Here is a 21701-nt window from a genome sequence, read left to right as displayed (position 1 = left end):
GCGGCAAAGAGGCCGCCCAAACAGCGGATTACTGATTTAGATAGGTGTCGAGCTCTTCACTGCCACCGATATGACGGCCACCGATAAATACCTGTGGCACCGTGGCGCGACCGCTCACCGCACGCAAAGAAACCGTGGTGGCGTCTTTACCGAGGATGATTTCTTCAAACTGAAGACCTGCGTCGATCAGGGCTTGTTTGGCCTTGGCACAGAATGGGCAGCCTGGCTTACTAAACACAGTGATCGAGTCTTGCAGTTTGTGCTCAGGGGCGATGTAGCCCAGCATGGTGTCGGCATCAGACACTTTGAACGGGTCGCCTGGCTCGTTGGGCTCGATAAACATTTTCTCGACCACGCCGTTTTTCACCAGCATGCTGTAGCGCCATGAGCGTTTGCCAAAGCCAAGATCGTTTTTGTCGACCAGCATCCCCATGCCATCAGTGAACTCACCGTTGCCGTCAGGCAGGACATGAATGTTGTCAGCGTCTTGGTCGGCTTTCCATGCATTCATCACAAAGGTATCGTTGACGGACACACAGACAATGTCATCGACGCCGTACTGTTGGAACACCGGATACAGCTCGTTATAGCGTGGCAGGTGCGAGGATGAACAGGTTGGGGTAAACGCACCTGGCAAGCTGAATACAATCACGGTTTTGTTGGCAAAAATGTCATCGGTCGTGACGTCTTTCCATTGATCGCCTTCGCGAGTACGGAAAGTAACTTGTGGTACTGGTTGGCCTTCTTTTGATGCAAACATGGTTTCCCCTTTTGATTTGGTCGTTAACTGTCGACGGCATGTGTCTGACTCGCCGTGTCTTGATGGATGTAGTATCGCGAAAGAAGATTGATAGCTCTAATCGCTTGATGCTATGGTTTTGATAGTTTTCTCCTATAGAAGAGACAGCAATGAATATTCGTGATTTGGAATACCTGGTGGCGCTGGCTGAACACCGCCACTTTCGCAAAGCGGCCGAAGCGTGTTTTGTTAGCCAACCCACCTTGAGCGGACAGATTCGTAAGCTGGAAGATGAGCTGGGCGTGAGTTTGTTAGAGCGCACCAGTCGTCGTGTGTTGTTCACGGATGCGGGTATGAGGTTAGTACAGCAGGCACGTAACGTATTGCGAGAAGTCACAATTTTGACCGAATTGGCCAGTGAACAAGGGGAAAGTATGACCGGCCCCCTACATATTGGCCTGATCCCGACCGTCGGCCCTTATCTGTTGCCGAAGATCATTCCCATGCTGCGCGACCGTTTTCCAGAATTGGAGCTATTCATTCACGAAGGACAGACGCAGCAGTTAGTGCAGCAACTGGAAGAGGGCAAACTCGATTGCATCATCTTGGCTTCTGTGGAAGAAACCCAGCATTTGAAAGAGCTGCCATTGTATGAAGAGCCAATGTTATTAGCGGTCAGTGAGGCGCATAAGCTTGCGGGGTGTGCTGAAGTGGCGTTAGATGTCCTGCAAGGAGAGACCTTGTTAATGCTGGGCGATGGTCATTGCTTACGTGACCAAGCGATGGGCTTTTGTTTTAAAGTGGGGGCGCGTGAAGATCAGCGTTTTCGTGCCACCAGTTTAGAAACACTCCGTAATATGGTCGCGGCGGGCAGTGGTATCACCTTACTCCCTCGCTTATCCGTCCCGGCACAGCGCCGTGATGGCGTGGCCTATATTCCCACCACGTCGCCAACACCGACACGGCAGATCACCTTAGATTATCGCCCCGGTTCACCATTGCGAGGGCGCTATGAACAATTGGCTGAAGTGATCCGTGAGCACATGGTCGCAGTCATGGACACGCCGTTAAGTGCTGAGCCTGCCGCATTAAACGCAGGATAAAAAGAACCCCCAGTGCTGGATATCCAACACTGGGGGTCACTTCAATTGTCACGAACACTGTCGATTAAAACAAAGATTCGGTCTCTGTTTCATAGATGGTGCCGCTCGGCTGAGACGAGACGTATTCGGTTGGCTCTGTCCCTTTAATAAAGTACTCGAACATCGAGGTGTGGTCGGTTTTGCGGGTGAGCAAACCGGTTTCACGGTCAATGCGTACCTTGACGATACCCGGTGGCACCACCTTGCTTTGTTCTGGCACATCCGCGAGCGCTTTTTGCATAAAGTCTATCCATGCGGGCCCAGCGGTTTTGGCGCCAGACTCGGCCCCACGAATCGGTTGCTGTTCGTCATTCAGGTTGCTGTTGCGGGTTGTGCGCCCTAATTCACGTGAGTGGTCATCAAAGCCGACCCATACCGTGGTGACGATACCCGGGCCATAACCTGTGTACCAAGTGTCTTTAGAGTCGTTGGTGGTCCCTGTTTTACCGCCGATATCCCGTCGTTTGAGCGCTTGTGCGCGCCAGCCGGTGCCATTCCAACCGGTGCCATAGCGCCAGTCGCCGCCGCCCCAAATATTGCTCTGCATCATTTCGCGCACCAAGAACGCATTTTGCTCGTCAATAACTTGTTTTGCGGGCTGTGGCGATTCTTCGCCGTTATCGGTCAGCAAATTCTGCTCGTTGAAGGGGTCAGCCTTCTCCATCGGTTTTTCGCAGTCATCGCAAATCACCGATGGGTTAGCACGATAAATTTCTTCACCGAAGGGCGTTTCTACCCGATCGATGATAAAGGGCTCCATAAAGTAGCCACCATTGGCAAATACGCTAAACCCTTGTGCCATTTCAACCGGCGTTAAGCTGCCTGCGCCGAGTGCAATGGCTTCGGCGCGAGGGAGATCACTACGTTTAAAGCCAAAGCGAGTCAGATAATCTAGGGTATCGTCCAACCCAACACGACGCAGGACACGCACGGCCATCACGTTCTTCGATTGTGCCAAGCCAATACGAGCACGCAGTGGCCCTTCATAACGTGGCGGCGAGTTTTTCGGACGCCATGCCACGCCTTGACTGCGATCCCAGCGGTTGATGGGCGCGTCATTGATCAAGGTGGCAAGGGTCATGCCTTCATGGATGGCCGCCGAATAGATAAAGGGTTTGATGCTCGAACCCACTTGGCGCACCGATTGGGTGGCACGATTAAATTTGCTATGCACAAAGTTAAATCCACCCACTAAGGCTTTGATAGCCCCCGTGGTAGGCGACATGGATACTAAGGCGGTATTGGCGTTGGGCACTTGTGCCAAGTGCCATTGATCGTCAACGCGACGAATCCACACCTGCTCACCGCTTTGTAAAATATCACTGGCGTGTTTGGGCGCGGGGCCTTGTCGATTATCGGTAATGTAAGGGCGCGCCCAGTCCATCCCCGCCCAATCGAGTGTAATTTCTTGGCCATTAGGACCAACCACTAAGGCGGATTGGTCACTCACTTCGGTCACGATGGCAGGCTCTAGTGGACCATAGCTAGGCTGCTTGGCAAGATAATCGACAATACGCTGGTGTTGCCAGCGGTCGCTTGCGGCTTGCCATAAGGTCGCGACTGGACCGCGGAAGCCGTGGCGACGATCGTAAGCCAGGATGTTATCCATCGCCGCATCATTGGCCGCGCGTTGCATATCGGAGTCGACACTGGTGTATATGCGAATGCCCGATGTGTAAGCATCGTCGCCAAAGTGTTCTACCGCCCATGCACGCGCCATTTCTGCGACATAAGGCGCATCGAGCTCAATTTCAGCGCCGTGATAACGCGCGACAATCGGCTCATTCTTTGCTTGGCTATACTCGGCTTGCGAAATGTAGCCTTCTTTAAGCATGCGAGCTAGCACCACGTTACGGCGCTCAGTAGCACGAGACAAGGAGTACAACGGGTTCATGGTGGATGGCGCTTTAGGGAGGCCGACAATCACCGCCATTTCACTTAAGGTCAGCTCGTCTAATGTCTTACCAAAGTACACTTGGGCGGCGGCACCGACGCCATAGGCGCGGTAGCCGAGAAAAACCTTGTTAAAGTACAGCTCAAGGATTTCGTCCTTATTCAGTAATTGCTCGATATGCACCGCGATAAAAATCTCTTTTATCTTGCGCATAATGCGTTTTTCGTTAGAAAGGAAGAAATTTCGCGCCAACTGTTGGGTAATGGTACTGGCCCCTTGCTTCGCACTGCCTGACATGGCTACCACCACCGCGGCCCGAACGATACCAATTGGGTCGATCCCCGGGTGTTGATAGAAGCGACTGTCTTCAGTGGCGATTAGCGCATCAATCATTTGCGGTGGGATGTCTTCCAGCTTAACGGGAATACGTCGCTTCTCACCAAATTGGGAGATCAGCTTGCCGTCAGCACTGTATACCTGCATTGGGGTTTGTAGCTCGACATCTTTCAGTGTCGCCACATCGGGGAGGTCTGGTTTTACGTACAGGTAAAACCCGAAAATTGTAGTGACTCCCAGCACTGTGCAAACCAGTGCAAAGATAAGCAGACGCTTTATGAACTTCACCTGAGATTTCCCGTTCTGTTGCAATTGAGCCGTTCAATAACCATACGTCAGTAGTATAAAGGCACCAGCAAGAAAAATAACCCGCCGTGAAGGGCAGTTTTCTAAATGCTGACCTCACGCTGACGTTGGGAGCCTAACACGAAATGGTTCGAAATTCGGCAGTTTTAGGTATCGATATTGGCCGAGATACCATTCACGCCATTGCGGTTCGTGCACATCGACAAGGCATTCAGGTCGCAGGGCATCATGAGGTGCACTATCGCGCGACTGACGATCTTTTCACCCCGATGACCGAGATAAAAAAACGATTACTCGCATGTTTACCTTGGTATCAGCGCTTGCGCGTTCCTGTGGTGGTGGGTGTGGATGAAGATGCTGTGATCACCAAGCAAATAACGGCACCGCTTATTGACGATGAGATTGAGCAAGAAGCCTTGATTGGTCAAAAGCTGAGTGCTGCCCTCAATATGGATATCGCTACCTTGTATTACGATTTTGAGGTCATGAGCGGTATTTCCGTTCAGCCAGGACAAGCCTGTTATCAAGTAGTGGCGTGTCGGCGTCATGCGCTCACTCCAGCCCTAGATGCGCTCAAGCATGTCGGTTTATCGCCCTCGGTGGCAGACATAAACAGCCAAGCGTTAGTCGGGGTCTATCAAGCGATTCGACCTATTGCGCAGGCTAATCACTGGCCGCTGTGGCTGCATTATCACGGTGGCTTGATCACCGCGATTCGTCTTTATCCGGATGGTCAGGTTTACCAGCATCGCAGCCGTTTGGGGGAGGGAGAGCGCTACGAAAACCGTGAGTTAGCTGCCAACACCTTGGTGCAGCAGCACTTTGATCAGGCTTGTCATCGTGCGCGTGAGCATAATCGACTCTTACCACTGAGCACGGTTTGGATCAGCGGCGTCTGGCCTACCACACTGACATCTGAGCATCTTGCCATCACACTCTTAAACCCAGTGGCGATGTTGGATCAAACCGCCCCCACCATCAGTGACGAGGCCAGTATTGCGTTGGGATTAGCGCTACGGGGAGGGTATTCATGCGTATAAATCTACTCCCTTGGCGAGAAAAAGCGCGTCGCGCTCAGCGTCACACCTTTATGGTTCACAGTGGTTTGGTGGTGCTGGGTGTAGTGCTGATGGTCAGCGCTGTAAATGCGGTCCAGCAGCACTGGCTGACTGAGCAACAGGCTCGCAATCAACGCTTAACCGCAGGGGTGAACGATTTTCGTGCCACCTTACAAGCTTTTAAGCGCGAAGATAAAAAGCGTGCCGCGCTGCAATCGCGCTTACAACTGGTCAACGCCTTACAGCAACAGCGCAACAATGTCACTGCGTTGCTGAATTTCATTCCAACCGTGATGCCTGAAGGGGCCTATTTAAGTCGTTTGGCGCAGCAAAAGGGGCGTGTCACGGTCGAAGGCTGGGTCACATCCAATGCGGAGATGGCAAGTCTATTGGCAGCGTTAGAGCAAAGTGCGTTAGCCACCGACGTTGATATTGACACTGTGATCACCGAATCCGGTTCGCAACGCGCCAACAAACGCTTCACGTTAAGCTTTCGTTTAACCGACTACGTCACACCGCAACTCCCTAAGCCCAAAGGAGTGCAGTTATGATCGCACCTTCTGAATGGGATTGGCAAAAACTCCCCAGTGCACCACTCGCCACCCGCGCTATCGTTTGGGCGGTGGGCGCGATCGCACTATTGATTCTCGCAGCCTTGATGATTTTGTTGCCCAACCAAGAGGCGCTGGAGGCAGCGACCCAGCGCGAAACACAACTCAAAGCCGAGTATCGGTTGTTGGCCAATCGTGTCGCCGCTCTGCCCGATGTTGAGGCACAAATGCGCGCGTTAAATCAGCAATATGCCACCTTGATTGCCCAATTGCCGGAAGAAGAGGAACTTTCGGGATTACTTGCCGGGGTCAATGAAGTTGGGATCCGTCATCAGTTGCGTTTCAACACACTGAAGTGGCAGTCAAGAAAGCATGGCAGTTGGCTCGATGCTATCCCGATGACGGTTGTGCTGAGCGGTGACTATGCCTCTATCGGTGCATTTAGCGCAGATATTGCCGCCATGACTCGCTTGGTATCGCTGCAAGATTTTGTCCTAACCCGTACTGAAACCGATGACATTCATGCGCCCTTGCTGCTGTCTGTGTCCGCAACCACGTATCGCTATACCGGTGAACGTATTGCCACCGAGAAGGAGGCCTTACAGTGAAGCGTCTTTTGGTATTGTTATTTGGTTTGTGCTTGGTGGGCTGTGATAGATACCACAGTGATATCGAGCGGTTTATGCAACAAACCCAAGCCAGTGCGCAAGTCACGGCGACCCGCATTCCCCCACCGCCGAGTTATCAAGCGATAGCTTTTGTCGCCGATCAGCGAGATCCCTTTGTACTGCCAGCTATCAATGTCGGTAGACAGGCTTCAACGGGTGACTGTTGGCAACCCAATTTACAACGGCCGTTAGAGCCGCTCGAACAATTTCCACTGGCAAGCCTTGCCATGAAAGGCAGCTTAACCAAAGGCGCAAAGCAACAAGCCTTAATTGCACGCCCTGATGGCACCATCACTCAAGTCAGTGAAGGTGTGCATTTAGGCGAGAATCGTGGTCGTGTGGTGGCCGTGAATGCACACCAGATCGCGATTGAAGAAGCCCTGCCGGATGGCTTGGGGTGTTGGCAGCTTCGCACCGTCACCTTGTCGATGGAATCAACTTTGCCGTAGTTAGGATACCAATATGATGATACACCCTTACCTTTCCCGCACGTTGGCGCAAAGCGTTCGCCCAGTCTGGCTCACACTGCTGGTACTGATGTTCAGCCTAGGTTCAGTGCAGGTTGCCGCAAAAAGTATGCTGACCGATATTGCGGTGAAGCGTTTAGATAATGGTGATGCCCAGGTCTCGCTGACGTTTTCCGATGCCGCGGTAACGGCTGACTTTCGTCAACCCATCCCTCAGCAAGTCACGTTACGCCTACCGAACGTGCAGGTTAAACAGGCATTACTTGCGGTTCTCGATACTCGCAGTCGTCAGACACCCGTGACTGAGATTGAAACCTTTCAGGCCCCTGAGAGTGCTCGCATCGTACTGCGTGCTGAGCAGGCGGTGGATTTTGATTATCAGCAGCAAGGAAAGGTGTTGACCATTCGCGTCTCTGCGGCAAAAAAAGCGCCTTCTGCGAAGGCCTTAGCGCCAAAAGGGGCGGCGATCTCGATTAACTTCCAAGACATTCCGGTTCGTACCGTGTTGCAGCTGATTGCTGAACAGAATGATTTTAACCTGGTGACCTCGGACTCGGTACAAGGCAACATCACCATGCGCATTGATGGTGTGCCTTGGCAAGATGTATTGGATGTGATTTTGCGTGTGAAGGGACTGGATAAGCGCCAACGGGGACAAGTGATGCTCGTTGCTCCGAGCGCTGAGCTGATGGCACAAGAAAAGCAAGCACTCGAAATGCGTCAGCAGGCCGATGCCTTACTGCCTCTGACCTCAGAAGTCCTCACGGTGAACTATGCCAAAGCCAGTGATATCGCCGCACTGATTAAAGGCCAAGGCGAAGGGGTCAGCTTACTGTCTCCTCGCGGGGCGGTTTCCTTGGATGAGCGAACCAATGCATTGATCATTAAGGATAATCAAAAGAATCTAGCCCGCATTCGCACCTTAGTCCGCCACTTGGATGTGCCGGTGAAGCAAGTTGAAATTGAGGCGCGGATTGTCACGGTTGAAGAGGGGTCTGTCGATGAGCTGGGGGTGCGCTGGGGGATTTTAAATCGCAACGGCTCAACCAGTATCGGCTCTTCGATAGAAAGTAACCTGATGTGGGACCGGAATATGTACAATTCCGATGATGAGGCATTAACCGGATCGGGCAATGATTCTCTGCCGGTGGACAATTTTTTGAATGTGAACTTGGCCGCCTCCAACCCTGCTGCGTCAAGTCTGGCCCTGCAAGTGGCTAAATTGGGCAGTGATTTATTGCTCGATCTCGAGTTATCGGCGCTGGAAAGCGAAAACAAAGCAGAAATTGTATCGAGCCCACGCTTAATCACCACCAATAAAAAAGCGGCATATATCGAGCAGGGGACCGAGTTACCTTATCTTGAAGCCTCTTCCAGCGGTGCTGTGGCGGTGTCGTTTAAAAAAGCAGTACTTAGCCTTACCGTGACGCCCCAAATTACCCCAGAGAATGAGTTAGTGCTGGATTTGAAAGTCACCCAAGATATGCCGGAGAAGTCGGTGGTGGCAGGTAAAGGGGAGGCCATGTCGATCAGTACCAAGCGCATTAATACGCAGGTATTGGCGCGGAATGGTGAAACGGTGGTGCTGGGAGGGATCTTCCAACACACCATGATTAACAAAGAAACCAAGGTGCCATTACTCGGGGATATTCCTCTGTTTGGAAATCTGTTCAAACACCGTCTGAAAGATCATGCAAAACGCGAGCTTCTGATCTTTGTGACCCCTAAAATCGTCACAGGGTAGGTTAGGTGTTGCCAAAGGGGCCACTGTCCTGAGATAATTTTTAGTCTGATCACGAATTATCTGTGAGGAATTGGCGCCTCGGGCTTTTCTACATCAAGCCTGCGGGCGGTGTTGTTTTATTTAACCGCGCGTAAAATTGCTTAAAATGGCTGAAAAACGAAATATCTTTTTGGTAGGCCCTATGGGGGCTGGTAAAAGCACAATTGGTCGTCATCTCGCTCAACAACTTCACATGGAATTTTATGATTCTGACTCAGTGATTGAAGATCGAACTGGGGCAGACATTGCATGGGTGTTCGACGTTGAGGGAGAAGAAGGTTTTCGTCAACGTGAAGAGAACGTGATTAACGACCTGACTGAGAAGCAAGGTATCGTGCTAGCGACCGGCGGCGGCTCTATCATGAGTAAAGAAAGCCGTAACCGTCTCTCTGCTCGTGGTGTAGTGGTGTACTTAGAAACCACTATCGAGAAGCAGCTGGCGCGTACACAACGCGATAAAAAACGTCCTTTGCTTCAAACCGATCAACCCCGTGAAGTGTTGGAATCACTCGCGCAAGAGCGCAACCCACTTTATGAAGAAATTGCTGATTATGTGGTGCGTACTGATGATCAAAGCGCCAAAGTGGTCGCGAATCAAATCATCGAGTTGTTAGAGCAGCACTAATCCCAGACACAGGACCCGACCATGGAACGGATAGATGTTCAGTTAGGGGCGCGTAGCTACCCTATCTCTATCGGCGAAGGGCTGCTGGCAGATGCCAGCTTGTTTGAAAACGTACGTTCGCGTCGGGTTGCTGTGATAAGCAACGAGACAGTGATGCCATTATATGGCGAGAAACTGGTCTCGACGCTTAAGCAGGCAGGGGCACAAGATGTCGCCTGCCTTAGCTTACCCGATGGTGAAGCGTACAAATCGCTAGAAACCTTCAATACTATCAATACCTTCCTACTTGAAAATAACTACAATCGCGATGTGGTGCTGGTGGCACTGGGTGGCGGTGTGATTGGTGATATCGTTGGCTTTGCCAGCGCTTGTTATCAACGCGGGGTAGATTTTATTCAAGTTCCCACCACCTTATTGGCGCAGGTTGACTCGTCAGTTGGCGGGAAAACGGCCATCAATCATCCTTTGGGTAAAAATATGATTGGTGCGTTTTACCAACCCAAAGCGGTGGTGATTGACACTCAGGTACTCTGCACTCTCCCAGATCGAGAGTTTGCGGCGGGAATGGCTGAGGTAATCAAATACGGCATTATCGCCGACGCGCCTTTTTTTGACTGGCTCGATAGCGAAATGGCGGCGTTGACCGCCTTGTCACCCGACGCGTTAAGTTATGCGATTCGTCGCTGCTGTCAAATCAAAGCTGATGTGGTTGCGCAAGATGAAACCGAAGCCGGTGTACGTGCTCTGCTTAATCTGGGCCACACCTTTGGTCATGCGATTGAAGCGGAGATGGGCTACGGCAACTGGTTACATGGTGAAGCGGTTGCAACGGGCACCGTGCTTGCTGCTCACACGGCACAACGTCATGGTTTGCTGGACGAACAAAGTGTGTCCCGCATCACTGCCTTGCTCGAAAAAGCGCAGCTTCCCGTGCACGTCCCTGTCCAGATGAACTACGATGCTTTTATTAAGCACATGATGCGTGATAAAAAAGTGCTTTCAGGACAGTTGCGTTTGGTACTGCCAACAGCGATCGGCCAAGCGCAAGTGGTTGCAGATGTTCCACATCAGCTGTTAGCGGATGTGATTGATGCCGGTTAACCATTGAATGCATGACAAACACCTTTGATACTTTGGCCTTGGAGCTGGAAAGCCAAACCCAGCTCTTATCACGCCTGCAGTTTCTTACCCGCTTTAGCTCTAACCTTATCCAGGTCACCGGTCCGACTGGCGCGGGTAAAACCTGGCTCAGTGAGCGCTATATGGAGCAATGGGCCGACGCGTCGGTCCACTCCTTACTGGTGTGTCACACGGCACAAAATGATGCACAACGCCGTGCTATTTTGCTTCGTCAAATTGTCAAAGATGGCGTCTTTAATGAGGCCGATCCGCTAGTCGACAGTCTGACGATGATGCTAGGCGACAGTGGATGTGATGCGTTAATTGTCATTGATGATGCCCACCGTCTTAGCCCGAATTTATTGTCTGAACTTTGGGCACTGGTTTTACAGGCACAAAACCAAGATCATTGGCGCATCAATGTGGTGCTTTTTGCGTTGCCCGGAAAGTTGAACAAGTGGCTTCGTCAGGTGTCATATGGCCAAGGCCAAAAGCCGTTAGAGTTAGAAGTCTCGCCCTTAAATGAGGGAGAGGAAGAAATGTTTATCGATGTGTTGGCGGTGACCCGACGCATTGATGCGACCAAGAAAAAACAATGGCTGGCCAAGCTGGCCAATCAAACCCTCTATCCGGGCATGATCATGGGCAAGGACAATCAGGAGACAGGCACAGTGAGTGACGAGAAGAAAAAGCCCTCGCGTAATAAACCCTTTACCATGCTGGTATTGGCCGTGGTGCTCATGGTCGTGGGTGCTGGTGTGATTTGGTGGTACTTCCCGAGCCCAAGTGATGATCAGTCCTCGGGCATGGTATTGCCAGAAGGGTTAAAGAATCTTGATGACTTACTCCGCGAACAGCAGGGCGAGCCAGAGAGCGCCGTGACTGCTGGCCAAGGCACCGAGAAAGGCATGGACCAAAACCCAGCCAGTACTTCAAACCGCACTAGCCAGTCAGGCTCGGTGACTGAGGACACAGTCTCATTGCCAGAAGAGGTTAATGGCGAAGGCTTGACGGTTGGCCGCGGAGATGAAGGCAAACGCGTTGTCGTGCCTGATGACGTGGTCGATGCCATGATTGAAGAGCAGGATGCAGGTGGTGATGGTACTGAGGCCGTTGACGAACCCTTGATCCCTGAGCTGGCACAAACACCGCCTACTCCGGCGGCACCAGACAGCCGCCCAGAGCCTGCCGCTCCAAGCCAAACAGCGCAACCGGAAGCTGCATCTCAGCCAGCGTCCGCGAACCAGACCTTGCCATTAGATGCCCAAGCTCTGCTGGCGGTGCCTGCGCAGCGCTATGCGTTACAGCTGGCCGCCTTACAATCGCGCCAAGATGCAGTTGATTTGATTGCGAACTATCAACTGGAGGGGCGTGCTCAGGTTTATCAAACTCGCCGAAATGGCGGCACTTGGTACATGGTATTACTGGGCGATTATGAGAGTGTCACCGCGGCGCGTCGCGCAGAACTCACGCTGGCCGATAATGTCCGTGCGCTGCAGCCATTCGTGAAATCATTTAGCCAAATTCACCGTGAAATCAATCGTGCAAATGGGCAGTAAAATCCGCTGATTGATGAAACAAAATAAGGTACAATCCGCCCCCTTTCATATCGCGGAGAATGACAAGGGGCAATGAAAAAGCATCGCGCGTTTCTAAAGTGGGCTGGCGGTAAGTATTCGCTGGTCGATGACATTCGCCGTCATCTTCCCGAAGGGGACACGCTGATCGAGCCTTTTGTCGGCGCAGGGTCGGTGTTTTTAAACACCGACTATGACCGCTATATCTTGGCTGATATTAATCCCGACTTGATTAATCTCTATAACATTATCAAACAAACCCCAGCACGGTTTGTCGATGATGCACGCGCCTTTTTCTGTCAAGACTACAATCAAAAAGCGCAATATTTGCAAGTGCGGGAAGACTTTAATGCCACGCAAGATCCGTATCTTCGCTCGCTCTATTTCTTGTACATGAATCGTCACGGCTTCAATGGCCTGTGCCGTTACAACAAAAAAGGCGGATTTAATGTTCCCTTTGGGTCTTACAAGAAACCGTACTTTCCTGAAAAAGAGCTGTTCTTTTTTGCCGAAAAAGCACAACGGGCAGAGTTTGTGTGTGAAGGGTATGCGGAAAGTTTTGCTCGCGCTAAGCTGGGCGACGTGGTGTATTGCGATCCTCCTTATGCGCCTTTAACCGCAACGGCGAATTTTACCACCTATGCCACCAACGGCTTTACGCTGGATGATCAAGCGTTATTGGCCGAGCATGCAGAGCAGGCAGCGATGGCGGGTGGGATCCCGGTTCTTATTTCAAACCACGACACCCCTTATACCCGCCGTTTATATCGTGGTGCGACCTTCAACGTGGTACGAGTCAAACGCACCATTAGCCGCAATGGGAATGGGCGTAATAAAGTGGATGAGCTGTTGGCACTGTTTGCACCCCAACCCTAACTGAAAAGCGGCATTAGGTAATCATGCCGACAATGGCAAGCAAAGTTGCGACAAATACACCAATCATCACCACGCCTATCACGATGTATGCAGCGGGTGAGTCTTGAGCAAAATCGCGTTGGCGGTTTTGCTCCGACTGCACACCAAAAAGCGCGGCAATCACACTTTTGATGACGTCCCAAACGCCTAATTTTGTTGTCATGATGCCTCCTTTTTTGTCGCTCTTATCCAACCCTAGTTGGGGGTATGTATTTTGTCAGCTGTTCAGGTAGAAAAGCGGGATCGAATAAGACAGCGCGAGCGAGATCGGGTAGAATTGCGGCGACTTTTTGGCAAGTGAGGCGACAACTATGACGGATTTTTTGATCGCGCCATCGATTTTATCAGCAGATTTTGCGCGCTTGGGCGAGGATGTAGAAAAGGTACTCGCCGCGGGTGCAGATGTGATCCACTTTGATGTAATGGATAACCATTACGTGCCTAATCTCACCTTTGGCGCGCCGATTTGTCAGGCGCTGCGCGATTACGGCATTACCGCCCCGATTGACGTGCACCTCATGGTTAAGCCGGTGGACCGCATTATTCCCGACTTCGCCAAAGCTGGCGCCGATATGATAACCTTCCACGCTGAAGCCAGTGACCATATCGATCGCACCTTACAATTGATTAAAGATCACGGCATGAAAGCCGGGCTGGTATTTAATCCCGCCACACCACTGCATTATCTTGATTACGTGATGGACAAACTCGACATGATTTTGTTGATGTCCGTGAATCCCGGTTTTGGTGGCCAATCGTTTATTCCAAGCACCTTGGATAAACTGCGTGACGTGCGCGCACGTATTGATGCCAGCGGTCGAGACATCCGACTGGAAATTGATGGCGGTGTGAAAGCTGACAATATCGCCGAGATTGCCCAAGCAGGGGCAGATATGTTTGTTGCCGGTTCTGCGATTTTTGGGCAACCCGACTATAAAGCGGCCATTGATGAGATGCGCACCGCGCTTGCAACTGTAAATAGGTAAGTAGTATGAGCCTTCGTTATATTGCCTTCGACCTCGATGGTACCTTGGTCGACAGCGTACCGGACTTAACTCAAGCGTTACAGATGATGCTGGCCGACTTGGACATGCCCACCGTGACGGTGGAACAAGTTACAGGTTGGATTGGTAACGGTGCCGATATTATGATCCGTCGTGCGCTGTCGCGTCGTCATGATTTTGCCACTGACTTGGATGCCGATTTGGTCGCTCGTGCCCGTGAGCGTTTTAACTTCCACTACGACAATAACGGCCATGAAAAAACCGTGCTGTATCCGGGCGTGAAAGACACCTTGGTCGCGCTGCATCAGCAAGGTTATCAACTGGGTGTGGTGACAAACAAACCCGTGGCATTTGTGCCCGCCATCCTAGAAGACTTAGGATTAGCAGCCTTGTTTACCGATGTGTTGGGAGGCGATAGCTTACCGACCAACAAGCCAAACCCAGAAGGGTTGCACCATTTGCGAGACAAGCATGGCTTAACCAATGCACAAATGTTGATGGTCGGTGATTCAAAAAATGACATTTTGGCAGCCCAGAATGCAGGCATCGCTTCTGTCGGGTTAACCTATGGCTACAACTACGGTGAACCGATTAGCGATAGCCGTCCTGACTATGTGCTGGATTCATTCAGTGAGCTACAAGCCGTGGTCGCCAGCCACCAAGCATAACGATTATATAGCAACATAACTACCGCCCGGTTGGGCAACGCGTAAAGGAACCTAATCATCATGAGTCAATCTTCAAAACCCATTGTACTGAGTGGTGTGCAGCCCTCGGGTGAACTAAGTATCGGTAACTATCTAGGCGCGCTGCGTCAGTGGGAACAGATGCAAGATGATTATGACTGCCAATACTGTGTGGTGGATTTGCATGCGATTACCGTTCATCAAGATGCGGATGCGTTACGCGAAGCAACCTTGGATGCGCTGGCGTTGTGCTTGGCGGTGGGCGTGAGCCCCGAGAAAAGTAACTTGTTTGTACAATCGCACGTGCCAGAGCATGCGCAATTGGGCTGGGTATTGAACTGTTACACCCAAATGGGTGAGCTGAACCGCATGACTCAGTTTAAAGATAAATCGCAGCGTCATGCTGAGAATATCAACGCCGGTCTATTTGGATATCCAGTGCTGATGGCGGCAGATATTTTGCTGTATCAAACCAATCAAGTGCCTGTAGGTAATGATCAGAAGCAGCACCTAGAACTTGCCCGTGACATTGCCACGCGCTTTAACAACCGTTACGGCGATGTCTTTACCATGCCTGAGCCTTACATTCCTGATGTGAATGCTCGGGTGATGAGCTTGCAAGATCCGACCAAGAAAATGTCGAAGTCGGATGATAACCGTAATAACGTGATTGGTTTGCTCGAAGATCCCAAAGCCATTGCCAAGAAAATCAAACGTGCGGTTACCGACTCGGAAGAACCTCCGCGTGTCCATTTTGATATCGAGCAAAAGCCGGGTGTCTCTAACTTGCTTGGTTTGCTGTCCGGGGCGACCGGTGAGTCAATTGCCGCACTAGAAAAAGCCTACGAAGGCAAAATGTATGGCCATCTGAAAAAAGATACGGCTGAAGCGGTGGTGGCGATGCTCGAGCCTCTCCAAGCGCGTTATCATGAGTACCGCGCTGACCGTGCACTGCTCGACAGTGTGATGCAAAAAGGTGCTGAGCATGCATCGGCACGCGCACAGCAAACCTTGCGTAAAGTGTATGACGCCGTGGGTTTTGTTCCACGCGTGTAGCACACGAATATGACGGTATAAAAAAGCAGCGGCCGATTCCGCTGCTTTTTTGATCAGACCGGAACCCAACTCTCACTTCTTATAAGTCCATCAATAGTAACTGTTTCTGATGCGAGCCAAATCACGCCATTCTGTGTATCCATCGTTAATAATGCGCGCGAAATTCGAGTAATCACTCAAACTACGTGAAGGAACAGGTATGAAAAAGCCACTGATGTGGTCGCCGCTAGCATTGATGATGGCGGGACTCGCCATGCCCGCGGCCGCCAAAGCCCCCCTCGAGCAAACCTACCAGTGCGGTATGACGCCCACCACGCCCATTTATGCGATCCAAGGTGACGGTGAGCGCAGCCCATTGGTCCCGGCGGGCAAATACAGCTCCGATAAAACCTATGCGGTACAAGGTGTGGTCACTGCGGTGACCCAAGGCCTTTATAAAGGGGTTTGGATTCAAGATCCTCAAGGGGATGGCAATCGCGCCACGTCCGATGGCTTGTTTGTGTACTTGCGGGACGCTGATGCTCTCAATTTGCAGCCCGGTGACACCTTATGTGCCAGTGGTAAGGTCAAAGAGTATTATGGTCATACGCAATTGGGTGTGACCGATAATCAAGTGGCTAAGGGCCCGTATTATGGCCCGTTGGCCCCGACTGCCATTCGTGTGGATCACGGTGAGTCGTTAAAGGATGCACTTGAGCGTTACGAAGGCATGTATGTGACCATGGACGCGGACAGTGAGCTGGTGATCACCCGTAATTTTGGCTTTGACTACGACGCGTTTCGCAACAATATGGTGTTAACGCACCGCACTCCTTTATTTAAACCCACGCAACTTTATCCAGCGTTAACCGACGAAGCGAAAGCGCTTGCGGCGAACAATGCGGCGAATCAGCTTTATATCGAAAGTGATCAAAAAGCCAAAGATGGACAAATTCCCTATTTCCCTGGACTCGACGCTGAGCAAGGCTATCTACGTATTGGCGATCGTATTGAGCATTTGTCTGGCGTGATGGGCTTTAGCTACGATCAGTACCGTTTAGTGGCGACCAACACCATTACCGCCGGTGACATTGTACACCTTCACGATCGTCAAGATGCACCCGCGACGGTACCGAATACCGACATTAAAGTCGCCAGCTTTAACGTACTCAACTATTTCACCAGTGCCAGCGCCATTGGTGGCCCTTTAAATGTCACCTGTAAAGATCGCGACCATGCGGACGCCAAGCGTGGTTGCAACCGAGGCGCTAAAACCGCCGCTGAGTTTGAGCTCCAACGTACCAAGATTGTCAATGCCCTCCGCGCGATGGATGCTGATATCGTTGGCTTGATGGAACTTGAAAATAATGGGTTTGAAGCTGGAAGCGCCATTGCCGATTTGGTGACCCACCTCAACGCAGAGTTTGCGGATCCTGCAGACCATTATCAGTTTGTTGAACCTAGCGATGCGGTGAAAAATCAGGGCGCGTTTTTTGGCTCTGATGCGATCATGGTCGGCATGATTTACCGCCCTGCAAAAGTCTCGTTAGCCGGTGACGCACAAGCGGTTGCTATGCCCGAGCAGCATATAAGTGGTGAAAACCCTGAGGGCGAAACGCGCGAGCTTAATAAGTATCAACGCGACAGCCTGCTGCAAGCGTTTAGCATTAATGGCGAGCCGTTACATATTGTGGTTAACCACTTTAAGTCGAAAGGATCAGGCTGTTATGAAGATTGGATCGCGGGTGAATTCGAGACGGATACCGCAGATTTACAAGGACATTGTAATGCTTTCCGTGTCTCCGCGGCAGTGACATTACGCGATCGTCTGCAGCAGCTGGATGGAGACGTATTGATCCTTGGCGATCTCAATGCGTACGCGAAAGAAGATCCGGTCCGTGTATTAACCGACTACCAACGTCAGCCGAATCAGCGCGATATCATGACAGCCGCAGGCACGGAAATTCGCGGTGTACCTATGCATCCGACCGCACAAGCGGTAGAGAAAGGCCTGGGCTATATCAATCTCGCCACGGCGCGATTGGGTGATAAAGCCTATTCCTACTCGTACTCGGGTGAATTGGGGAGTCTCGACCACGCCATCGCCAGCGCTAGCTTGGCGGAAAAAGTCGTCGGTGTGGAAGACTGGCACATCAACTCGGTCGAAAGCACCTTGTTTGAATACGGTCGTCGTTACACTGGGGATTTGGTGAAATCGACCAATCCGTTCTCTTCGTCAGATCATGACCCTGTGATTGTGTCTTTGGCGTATCCGGATCCGGTTGTGCCTGTATCGGTTACCATTAATAACCGCAGTATTTTGCCGATTATTCCGATGCTGAATGGACAAAAAAGTCCTGATCACGCTTGGATGAAATGGCGCTCACAACGCACCTTTGATACGCAAAGCCCATTGGTAAAAGGGCTGAAACTTGATAAAGATGATCGTATCGAGGTCACTGTGAAAGCGCTGGGTTTGATCCCCGTCTATTGTGGCAGTGCGCCGGCGAGTCAGCCCATGTCGGTCCGTTACACCGGCTTCCGTTGCCAACTACGTTAATTTAATCACTGCGGGCAGTGGCAACACCGCCCGCGGATGACGCTTGTCAGGCACTGTGTTAGCATCATTCCGGTTTTCAATCGGATGGCGCAGCACAGTGCTTCTTATCATCGATAATTACGACTCCTTTACCTACAACCTCTATCAGTACTTTTGCCAATTGGGCGTGGACGTGTGTGTTAAACGCAATGACGAGTTGGCTATCGCAGACATTGAGGCGATGGAGCCCTCCCATTTAGTGATCTCTCCTGGTCCTTGTACGCCGAATGAGGCGGGGATTTCTCTCGAGGTCATTCGCCATTTTGCCGGACAGATACCGATTTTAGGCGTGTGTCTTGGCCATCAGTCCATTGCACAGGTCTTTGGTGCGTCGGTGATCCGCGCCAATGCGGTGATGCACGGTAAGACGTCGTTGGTCGAACATGATCATCAAGGGGTATTTAACCGCTTACCCAGTCCGTTTATCGTCACACGGTATCACTCGTTGGTGGTTGACCCGCAAACCCTGCCTGATTGTTTGACCGTGACAGCGACCACCACTGAGCCCGATGGTCGCCAAATCATTATGGGATTGAAGCACCGAACCCTGCCAATTGAGGGGGTACAATTCCATCCGGAGAGCATTTTGACTGAACACGGCCATGACTTACTGGCGAATTTCTTACAGCAATAGTTACAAAAAATAGCGATCTTTATCACTATTTTCACATTTCGTTTTTTCTGACGTGATTATCAGTGGCTGCAACCTTATGCAGCCATCACCGTCATCCCGCACCACTCATGCCTTACAGGCATCTCAGCCTTGCTGATTAGGCGCTTCTTTCGCCTCACACTTTGTGCATAACTATATCTCTAATTTGCATGGTATTTGTTATTCTGCTGAAAAGAAAAAATAATCTGCTATTGCCGCGGTTAAAAGAATGTAAATACTATGCGTCATGGAAAAAACACAGAAGGATTGAGTGATGACGATGGACAAAAAAGTAGAACGTAAACTCTTTGATGAAGTGATGGTACCTTGCTACAACCCGATGCCCATGATCCCAGATCACGGCAAAGGCTCCCGCATTTGGGACCAAGAAGGGCAAGAGTACGTCGACTTTGCGGGTGGGATTGCGGTGAGCTGTTTGGGCCATTGTCATCCCGTCATGGTGGATGCGTTGACTGAGCAAGCTCAAAAGCTTTGGCACTTAAGCAACGTCATGACGAATGCACCTGCATTGCGTCTTGCAAAGCGCCTCACTGAGTTGTCATTTGCGGATCGTGTTTTCTACGCAAACTCTGGCGCCGAAGCGAACGAAGCAGCGCTAAAGTTGGCGCGCCGCTGGGCAAAAGAAGAACACGGCGAGCACAAAAGCGAAATCATTGCGTTTAGCAAAGGTTTCCATGGTCGCACCTTCTTCACGGTCACCGTGGGCGGTCAACCTGCTTATTCTGACGGTTTTGGTCCTAAGCCGGGTGATATTACCCACCTGCCATACAATGACTTAGCAGCGCTGGCTGATCATATCTCCGATCGCACTTGTGCGGTGATGATGGAGCCACTGCAAGGTGAAGGCGGCATTATTCCTCCAGAGCCGGGTTTCTTGGAAGGTGTACGTGAGCTGTGTGACAAACACAATGCCTTGCTGATCTTCGATGAAGTGCAAACCGGTAATGGCCGTACGGGCACCTTCTATGCGTATCAACAATCGGGCGTCGCTCCCGATATCTTAGCCACCGCTAAGTCACTGGGTGGGGGGATCCCGATTGGTGCCATGTTGACCACCGAAGCCCTAGCGGCACACATGAAACCGGGGACGCATGGCTCAACCTATGGCGGTAACCCCTTGGCATGTGCGGTCGCAGAAGCGGTGGTGGACGAAGTGACCAAACCCGAGGTTCTTGACGGTGTTATTGAGCGCGAACAGTGGTTCCGCGATGGTCTAGAAGCGATCAACGATAAATACGGCATCTTCAGTGAAGTGCGCGGTAAAGGTTTGTTGCTTGGCGCGGCACTCAACAAGGAGTGGGAAGGGCGTGCGCGAGACATCTTAGTGGCGGCCGGTGAGGAAGGCTTGCTGGTGCTGGTCGCGGGCCCGAATGTGGTGCGTTTCACCCCATCATTGGTGATTACCAAAGCGGATATTGAAGAAGGTATGGCGCGCCTTGATCGTGCTATTGCGAAGGTCGTTGCTGCATAAGGCGGCCTTTACACTCGGAGGGATTTGAGATGTTAGTTATTCGGCCTATCCGTGCGTCAGATTTTGATGCACTGATGTTGTGTGCGGAAGAGTCCGGTCATGGATTTACCTCATTGCCGGTTGATGCCGATTTGCTACAAGGACGTATCAACAATTCGCTAGAAAGCTTTGCCAAGCACGTCACTAGCCCTGGCATGGAAGGCTACCTGATGGTGGCCGAAGATACCGAAACAGGTGAGGTTGCGGGCACCACGGGGATCGAGGCGGCAATCGGCCTCGATAGCCCCTTTTATAGTTATCACTTAACTAAAGTGGTGCACTCATCGCGCAAGCTCAATGTCCATAACATTGTTGAAGTGCTGACGTTTGGTAACAACTACACCGGAGCGACGGAAATTTGCACCCTGTTTTTGCGTCCTGAGTTTCGAGGTGGCCTCAACGGTAAACTGCTTTCCAAGTGTCGCTTCTTGATGCTCGCTGAGTTTCCTGAGCGCTTTGCGGATGTGATTTTTGCCGAAATGCGTGGCGTGTCTGATGATGATGGCAATTCGCCGTTCTGGCAGTGGCTTAAGGACAACTTCTTTTCGATTGACTTTACTTTGGCCGATTACCTAACCGGTATCGGTGCGAAAGGGTTTATTGCCGACTTAATGCCTAAGTTGCCGATTTACGTCAGTCTGTTGAGTGAAGAAGCGCGTGCTGTGATTGGACAAGTGCACCCGAAAACACGGCCAGCACTGCGTCTGTTGGAGAAAGAAGGCTTTTCATGCCGAGGATATGTGGACATCTTTGATGCCGGTCCAACGGTCGAGTGTTTGCGCCACAATATCGAATCGGTCCGCCATTCATTTAATGCGACGGCTAGCGTGCGTGAGCATAGCAGTGCTCAGCACTACTTAATTTCGAATACCGATTTTGCGGGCTTCCGCGCGACTGCGGCGAAAGCGGCACTTGATCCGGAAACCAATCACGTTGTGATTGCGCCAGAGGTTGCCGAAGCGCTGCAAGTTAAAGACGGCGATCGACTCCGTTTGATCGCGATGGAGGAGTAAG

At 51.4% G+C, this 21701-nt stretch carries 20 protein-coding genes; 17 read left to right on the top strand and 3 right to left on the bottom strand.

Annotated features, from left to right (window positions below; genetic code table 11):
* Nucleotides 1-28: 28 nt before the first annotated feature.
* A complete protein-coding gene (locus tag BZG84_RS07540; RefSeq protein WP_077455110.1) occupies nucleotides 29-760 on the bottom strand; it encodes a glutathione peroxidase in 732 nt (243 codons plus the stop codon).
* 149 nt (nucleotides 761-909) lie between these two features.
* Between BZG84_RS07540 and oxyR the strand changes: the two genes are divergently transcribed.
* Nucleotides 910-1842, top strand: coding sequence for a DNA-binding transcriptional regulator OxyR (oxyR, locus tag BZG84_RS07535; protein ID WP_077479765.1), 933 nt, complete (start codon nucleotides 910-912; stop codon nucleotides 1840-1842).
* A gap of 64 nt (nucleotides 1843-1906) precedes the next feature.
* On the opposite strand, the gene BZG84_RS07530 is transcribed toward oxyR, so the two are convergent.
* Nucleotides 1907-4399, bottom strand: coding sequence for a penicillin-binding protein 1A (locus tag BZG84_RS07530; RefSeq protein ID WP_077479764.1), 2493 nt, complete (start codon nucleotides 4397-4399; stop codon nucleotides 1907-1909).
* 143 nt (nucleotides 4400-4542) lie between these two features.
* Between BZG84_RS07530 and pilM the strand changes: the two genes are divergently transcribed.
* The 9 genes from pilM to dam all read left to right on the top strand — a co-directional run bounded on the left by pilM (nucleotide 4543) and on the right by dam (nucleotide 13141).
* Nucleotides 4543-5457 (top strand): pilus assembly protein PilM, encoded by a 915-nt coding sequence (gene pilM / locus BZG84_RS07525; protein WP_077479763.1) that lies wholly within the window; start codon nucleotides 4543-4545, stop codon nucleotides 5455-5457.
* Nucleotides 5448-6026, top strand: a complete 579-nt coding sequence (locus BZG84_RS07520; protein ID WP_077479762.1) for a PilN domain-containing protein — start codon at nucleotides 5448-5450, stop codon at nucleotides 6024-6026. The genes pilM and BZG84_RS07520 overlap by 10 nt, the downstream gene beginning before the upstream one ends.
* Nucleotides 6023-6634: a type 4a pilus biogenesis protein PilO gene (locus tag BZG84_RS07515; protein WP_077479761.1), complete on the top strand. Its 612-nt coding sequence runs from the start codon at nucleotides 6023-6025 to the stop codon at nucleotides 6632-6634. The genes BZG84_RS07520 and BZG84_RS07515 overlap by 4 nt, the downstream gene beginning before the upstream one ends.
* Entirely contained in the window at nucleotides 6631-7143 is a 513-nt protein-coding gene (locus BZG84_RS07510) for a pilus assembly protein PilP (protein WP_077479760.1), read from the top strand. The genes BZG84_RS07515 and BZG84_RS07510 overlap by 4 nt, the downstream gene beginning before the upstream one ends.
* A gap of 13 nt (nucleotides 7144-7156) precedes the next feature.
* Nucleotides 7157-8905 carry a type IV pilus secretin PilQ gene (locus BZG84_RS07505; RefSeq protein WP_241825768.1) on the top strand — a complete coding sequence of 583 codons (1749 nt, stop codon included), beginning with the start codon at nucleotides 7157-7159 and terminating at the stop codon, nucleotides 8903-8905.
* Between the two features lie 145 nt (nucleotides 8906-9050).
* Nucleotides 9051-9569, top strand: a complete 519-nt coding sequence (gene aroK, locus BZG84_RS07500) for a shikimate kinase AroK (protein WP_069589875.1) — start codon at nucleotides 9051-9053, stop codon at nucleotides 9567-9569.
* A gap of 21 nt (nucleotides 9570-9590) precedes the next feature.
* Nucleotides 9591-10670, top strand: coding sequence for a 3-dehydroquinate synthase (gene aroB, locus BZG84_RS07495; protein ID WP_077678112.1), 1080 nt, complete (start codon nucleotides 9591-9593; stop codon nucleotides 10668-10670).
* A gap of 11 nt (nucleotides 10671-10681) precedes the next feature.
* Nucleotides 10682-12247 carry an AAA family ATPase gene (locus BZG84_RS07490; RefSeq protein ID WP_077479758.1) on the top strand — a complete coding sequence of 522 codons (1566 nt, stop codon included), beginning with the start codon at nucleotides 10682-10684 and terminating at the stop codon, nucleotides 12245-12247.
* 72 nt (nucleotides 12248-12319) lie between these two features.
* Nucleotides 12320-13141, top strand: a complete 822-nt coding sequence (dam, locus tag BZG84_RS07485; RefSeq protein WP_069589882.1) for an adenine-specific DNA-methyltransferase — start codon at nucleotides 12320-12322, stop codon at nucleotides 13139-13141.
* Between the two features lie 13 nt (nucleotides 13142-13154).
* Here the strand turns inward: dam and BZG84_RS07480 are convergent, their stop codons facing one another.
* A complete protein-coding gene (locus tag BZG84_RS07480; RefSeq protein WP_069589884.1) occupies nucleotides 13155-13343 on the bottom strand; it encodes a DUF2970 domain-containing protein in 189 nt (62 codons plus the stop codon).
* Between the two features lie 148 nt (nucleotides 13344-13491).
* Here BZG84_RS07480 and rpe point away from each other — a divergent pair, with 148 nt between their 5' ends.
* The 7 genes from rpe (at nucleotide 13492) to astA (ending at nucleotide 21700) form a co-directional block, all read left to right on the top strand.
* Nucleotides 13492-14166, top strand: a complete 675-nt coding sequence (gene rpe / locus BZG84_RS07475) for a ribulose-phosphate 3-epimerase (protein ID WP_069589885.1) — start codon at nucleotides 13492-13494, stop codon at nucleotides 14164-14166.
* A 5-nt stretch (nucleotides 14167-14171) separates the two neighbouring features.
* Nucleotides 14172-14852, top strand: a complete 681-nt coding sequence (locus BZG84_RS07470) for a phosphoglycolate phosphatase (protein ID WP_077455120.1) — start codon at nucleotides 14172-14174, stop codon at nucleotides 14850-14852.
* Between the two features lie 60 nt (nucleotides 14853-14912).
* On the top strand, nucleotides 14913-15926 hold the full coding sequence (gene trpS / locus BZG84_RS07465) for a tryptophan--tRNA ligase (protein ID WP_101494755.1): 1014 nt from the start codon (nucleotides 14913-14915) through the stop codon (nucleotides 15924-15926).
* Between the two features lie 199 nt (nucleotides 15927-16125).
* Nucleotides 16126-18465 (top strand): ExeM/NucH family extracellular endonuclease, encoded by a 2340-nt coding sequence (locus BZG84_RS07460; protein WP_077479757.1) that lies wholly within the window; start codon nucleotides 16126-16128, stop codon nucleotides 18463-18465.
* A gap of 97 nt (nucleotides 18466-18562) precedes the next feature.
* A complete protein-coding gene (locus BZG84_RS07455; RefSeq protein ID WP_077479756.1) occupies nucleotides 18563-19138 on the top strand; it encodes an anthranilate synthase component II in 576 nt (191 codons plus the stop codon).
* A gap of 292 nt (nucleotides 19139-19430) precedes the next feature.
* On the top strand, nucleotides 19431-20648 hold the full coding sequence (locus BZG84_RS07450; RefSeq protein ID WP_077479755.1) for an aspartate aminotransferase family protein: 1218 nt from the start codon (nucleotides 19431-19433) through the stop codon (nucleotides 20646-20648).
* Between the two features lie 29 nt (nucleotides 20649-20677).
* Nucleotides 20678-21700, top strand: coding sequence for an arginine N-succinyltransferase (gene astA / locus BZG84_RS07445; RefSeq protein WP_077479754.1), 1023 nt, complete (start codon nucleotides 20678-20680; stop codon nucleotides 21698-21700).
* Nucleotide 21701: the final 1 nt, after the last annotated feature.

It is taken from the genome of Salinivibrio sp. PR932, assembly GCF_001996125.1.
GTDB classification, from domain to species: Bacteria; Pseudomonadota; Gammaproteobacteria; order Enterobacterales; family Vibrionaceae; genus Salinivibrio; species Salinivibrio proteolyticus.
The sequence above is the reverse complement of the archived record's forward strand: the minus strand, read 5'-3'. Positions and strand labels throughout refer to the sequence as shown.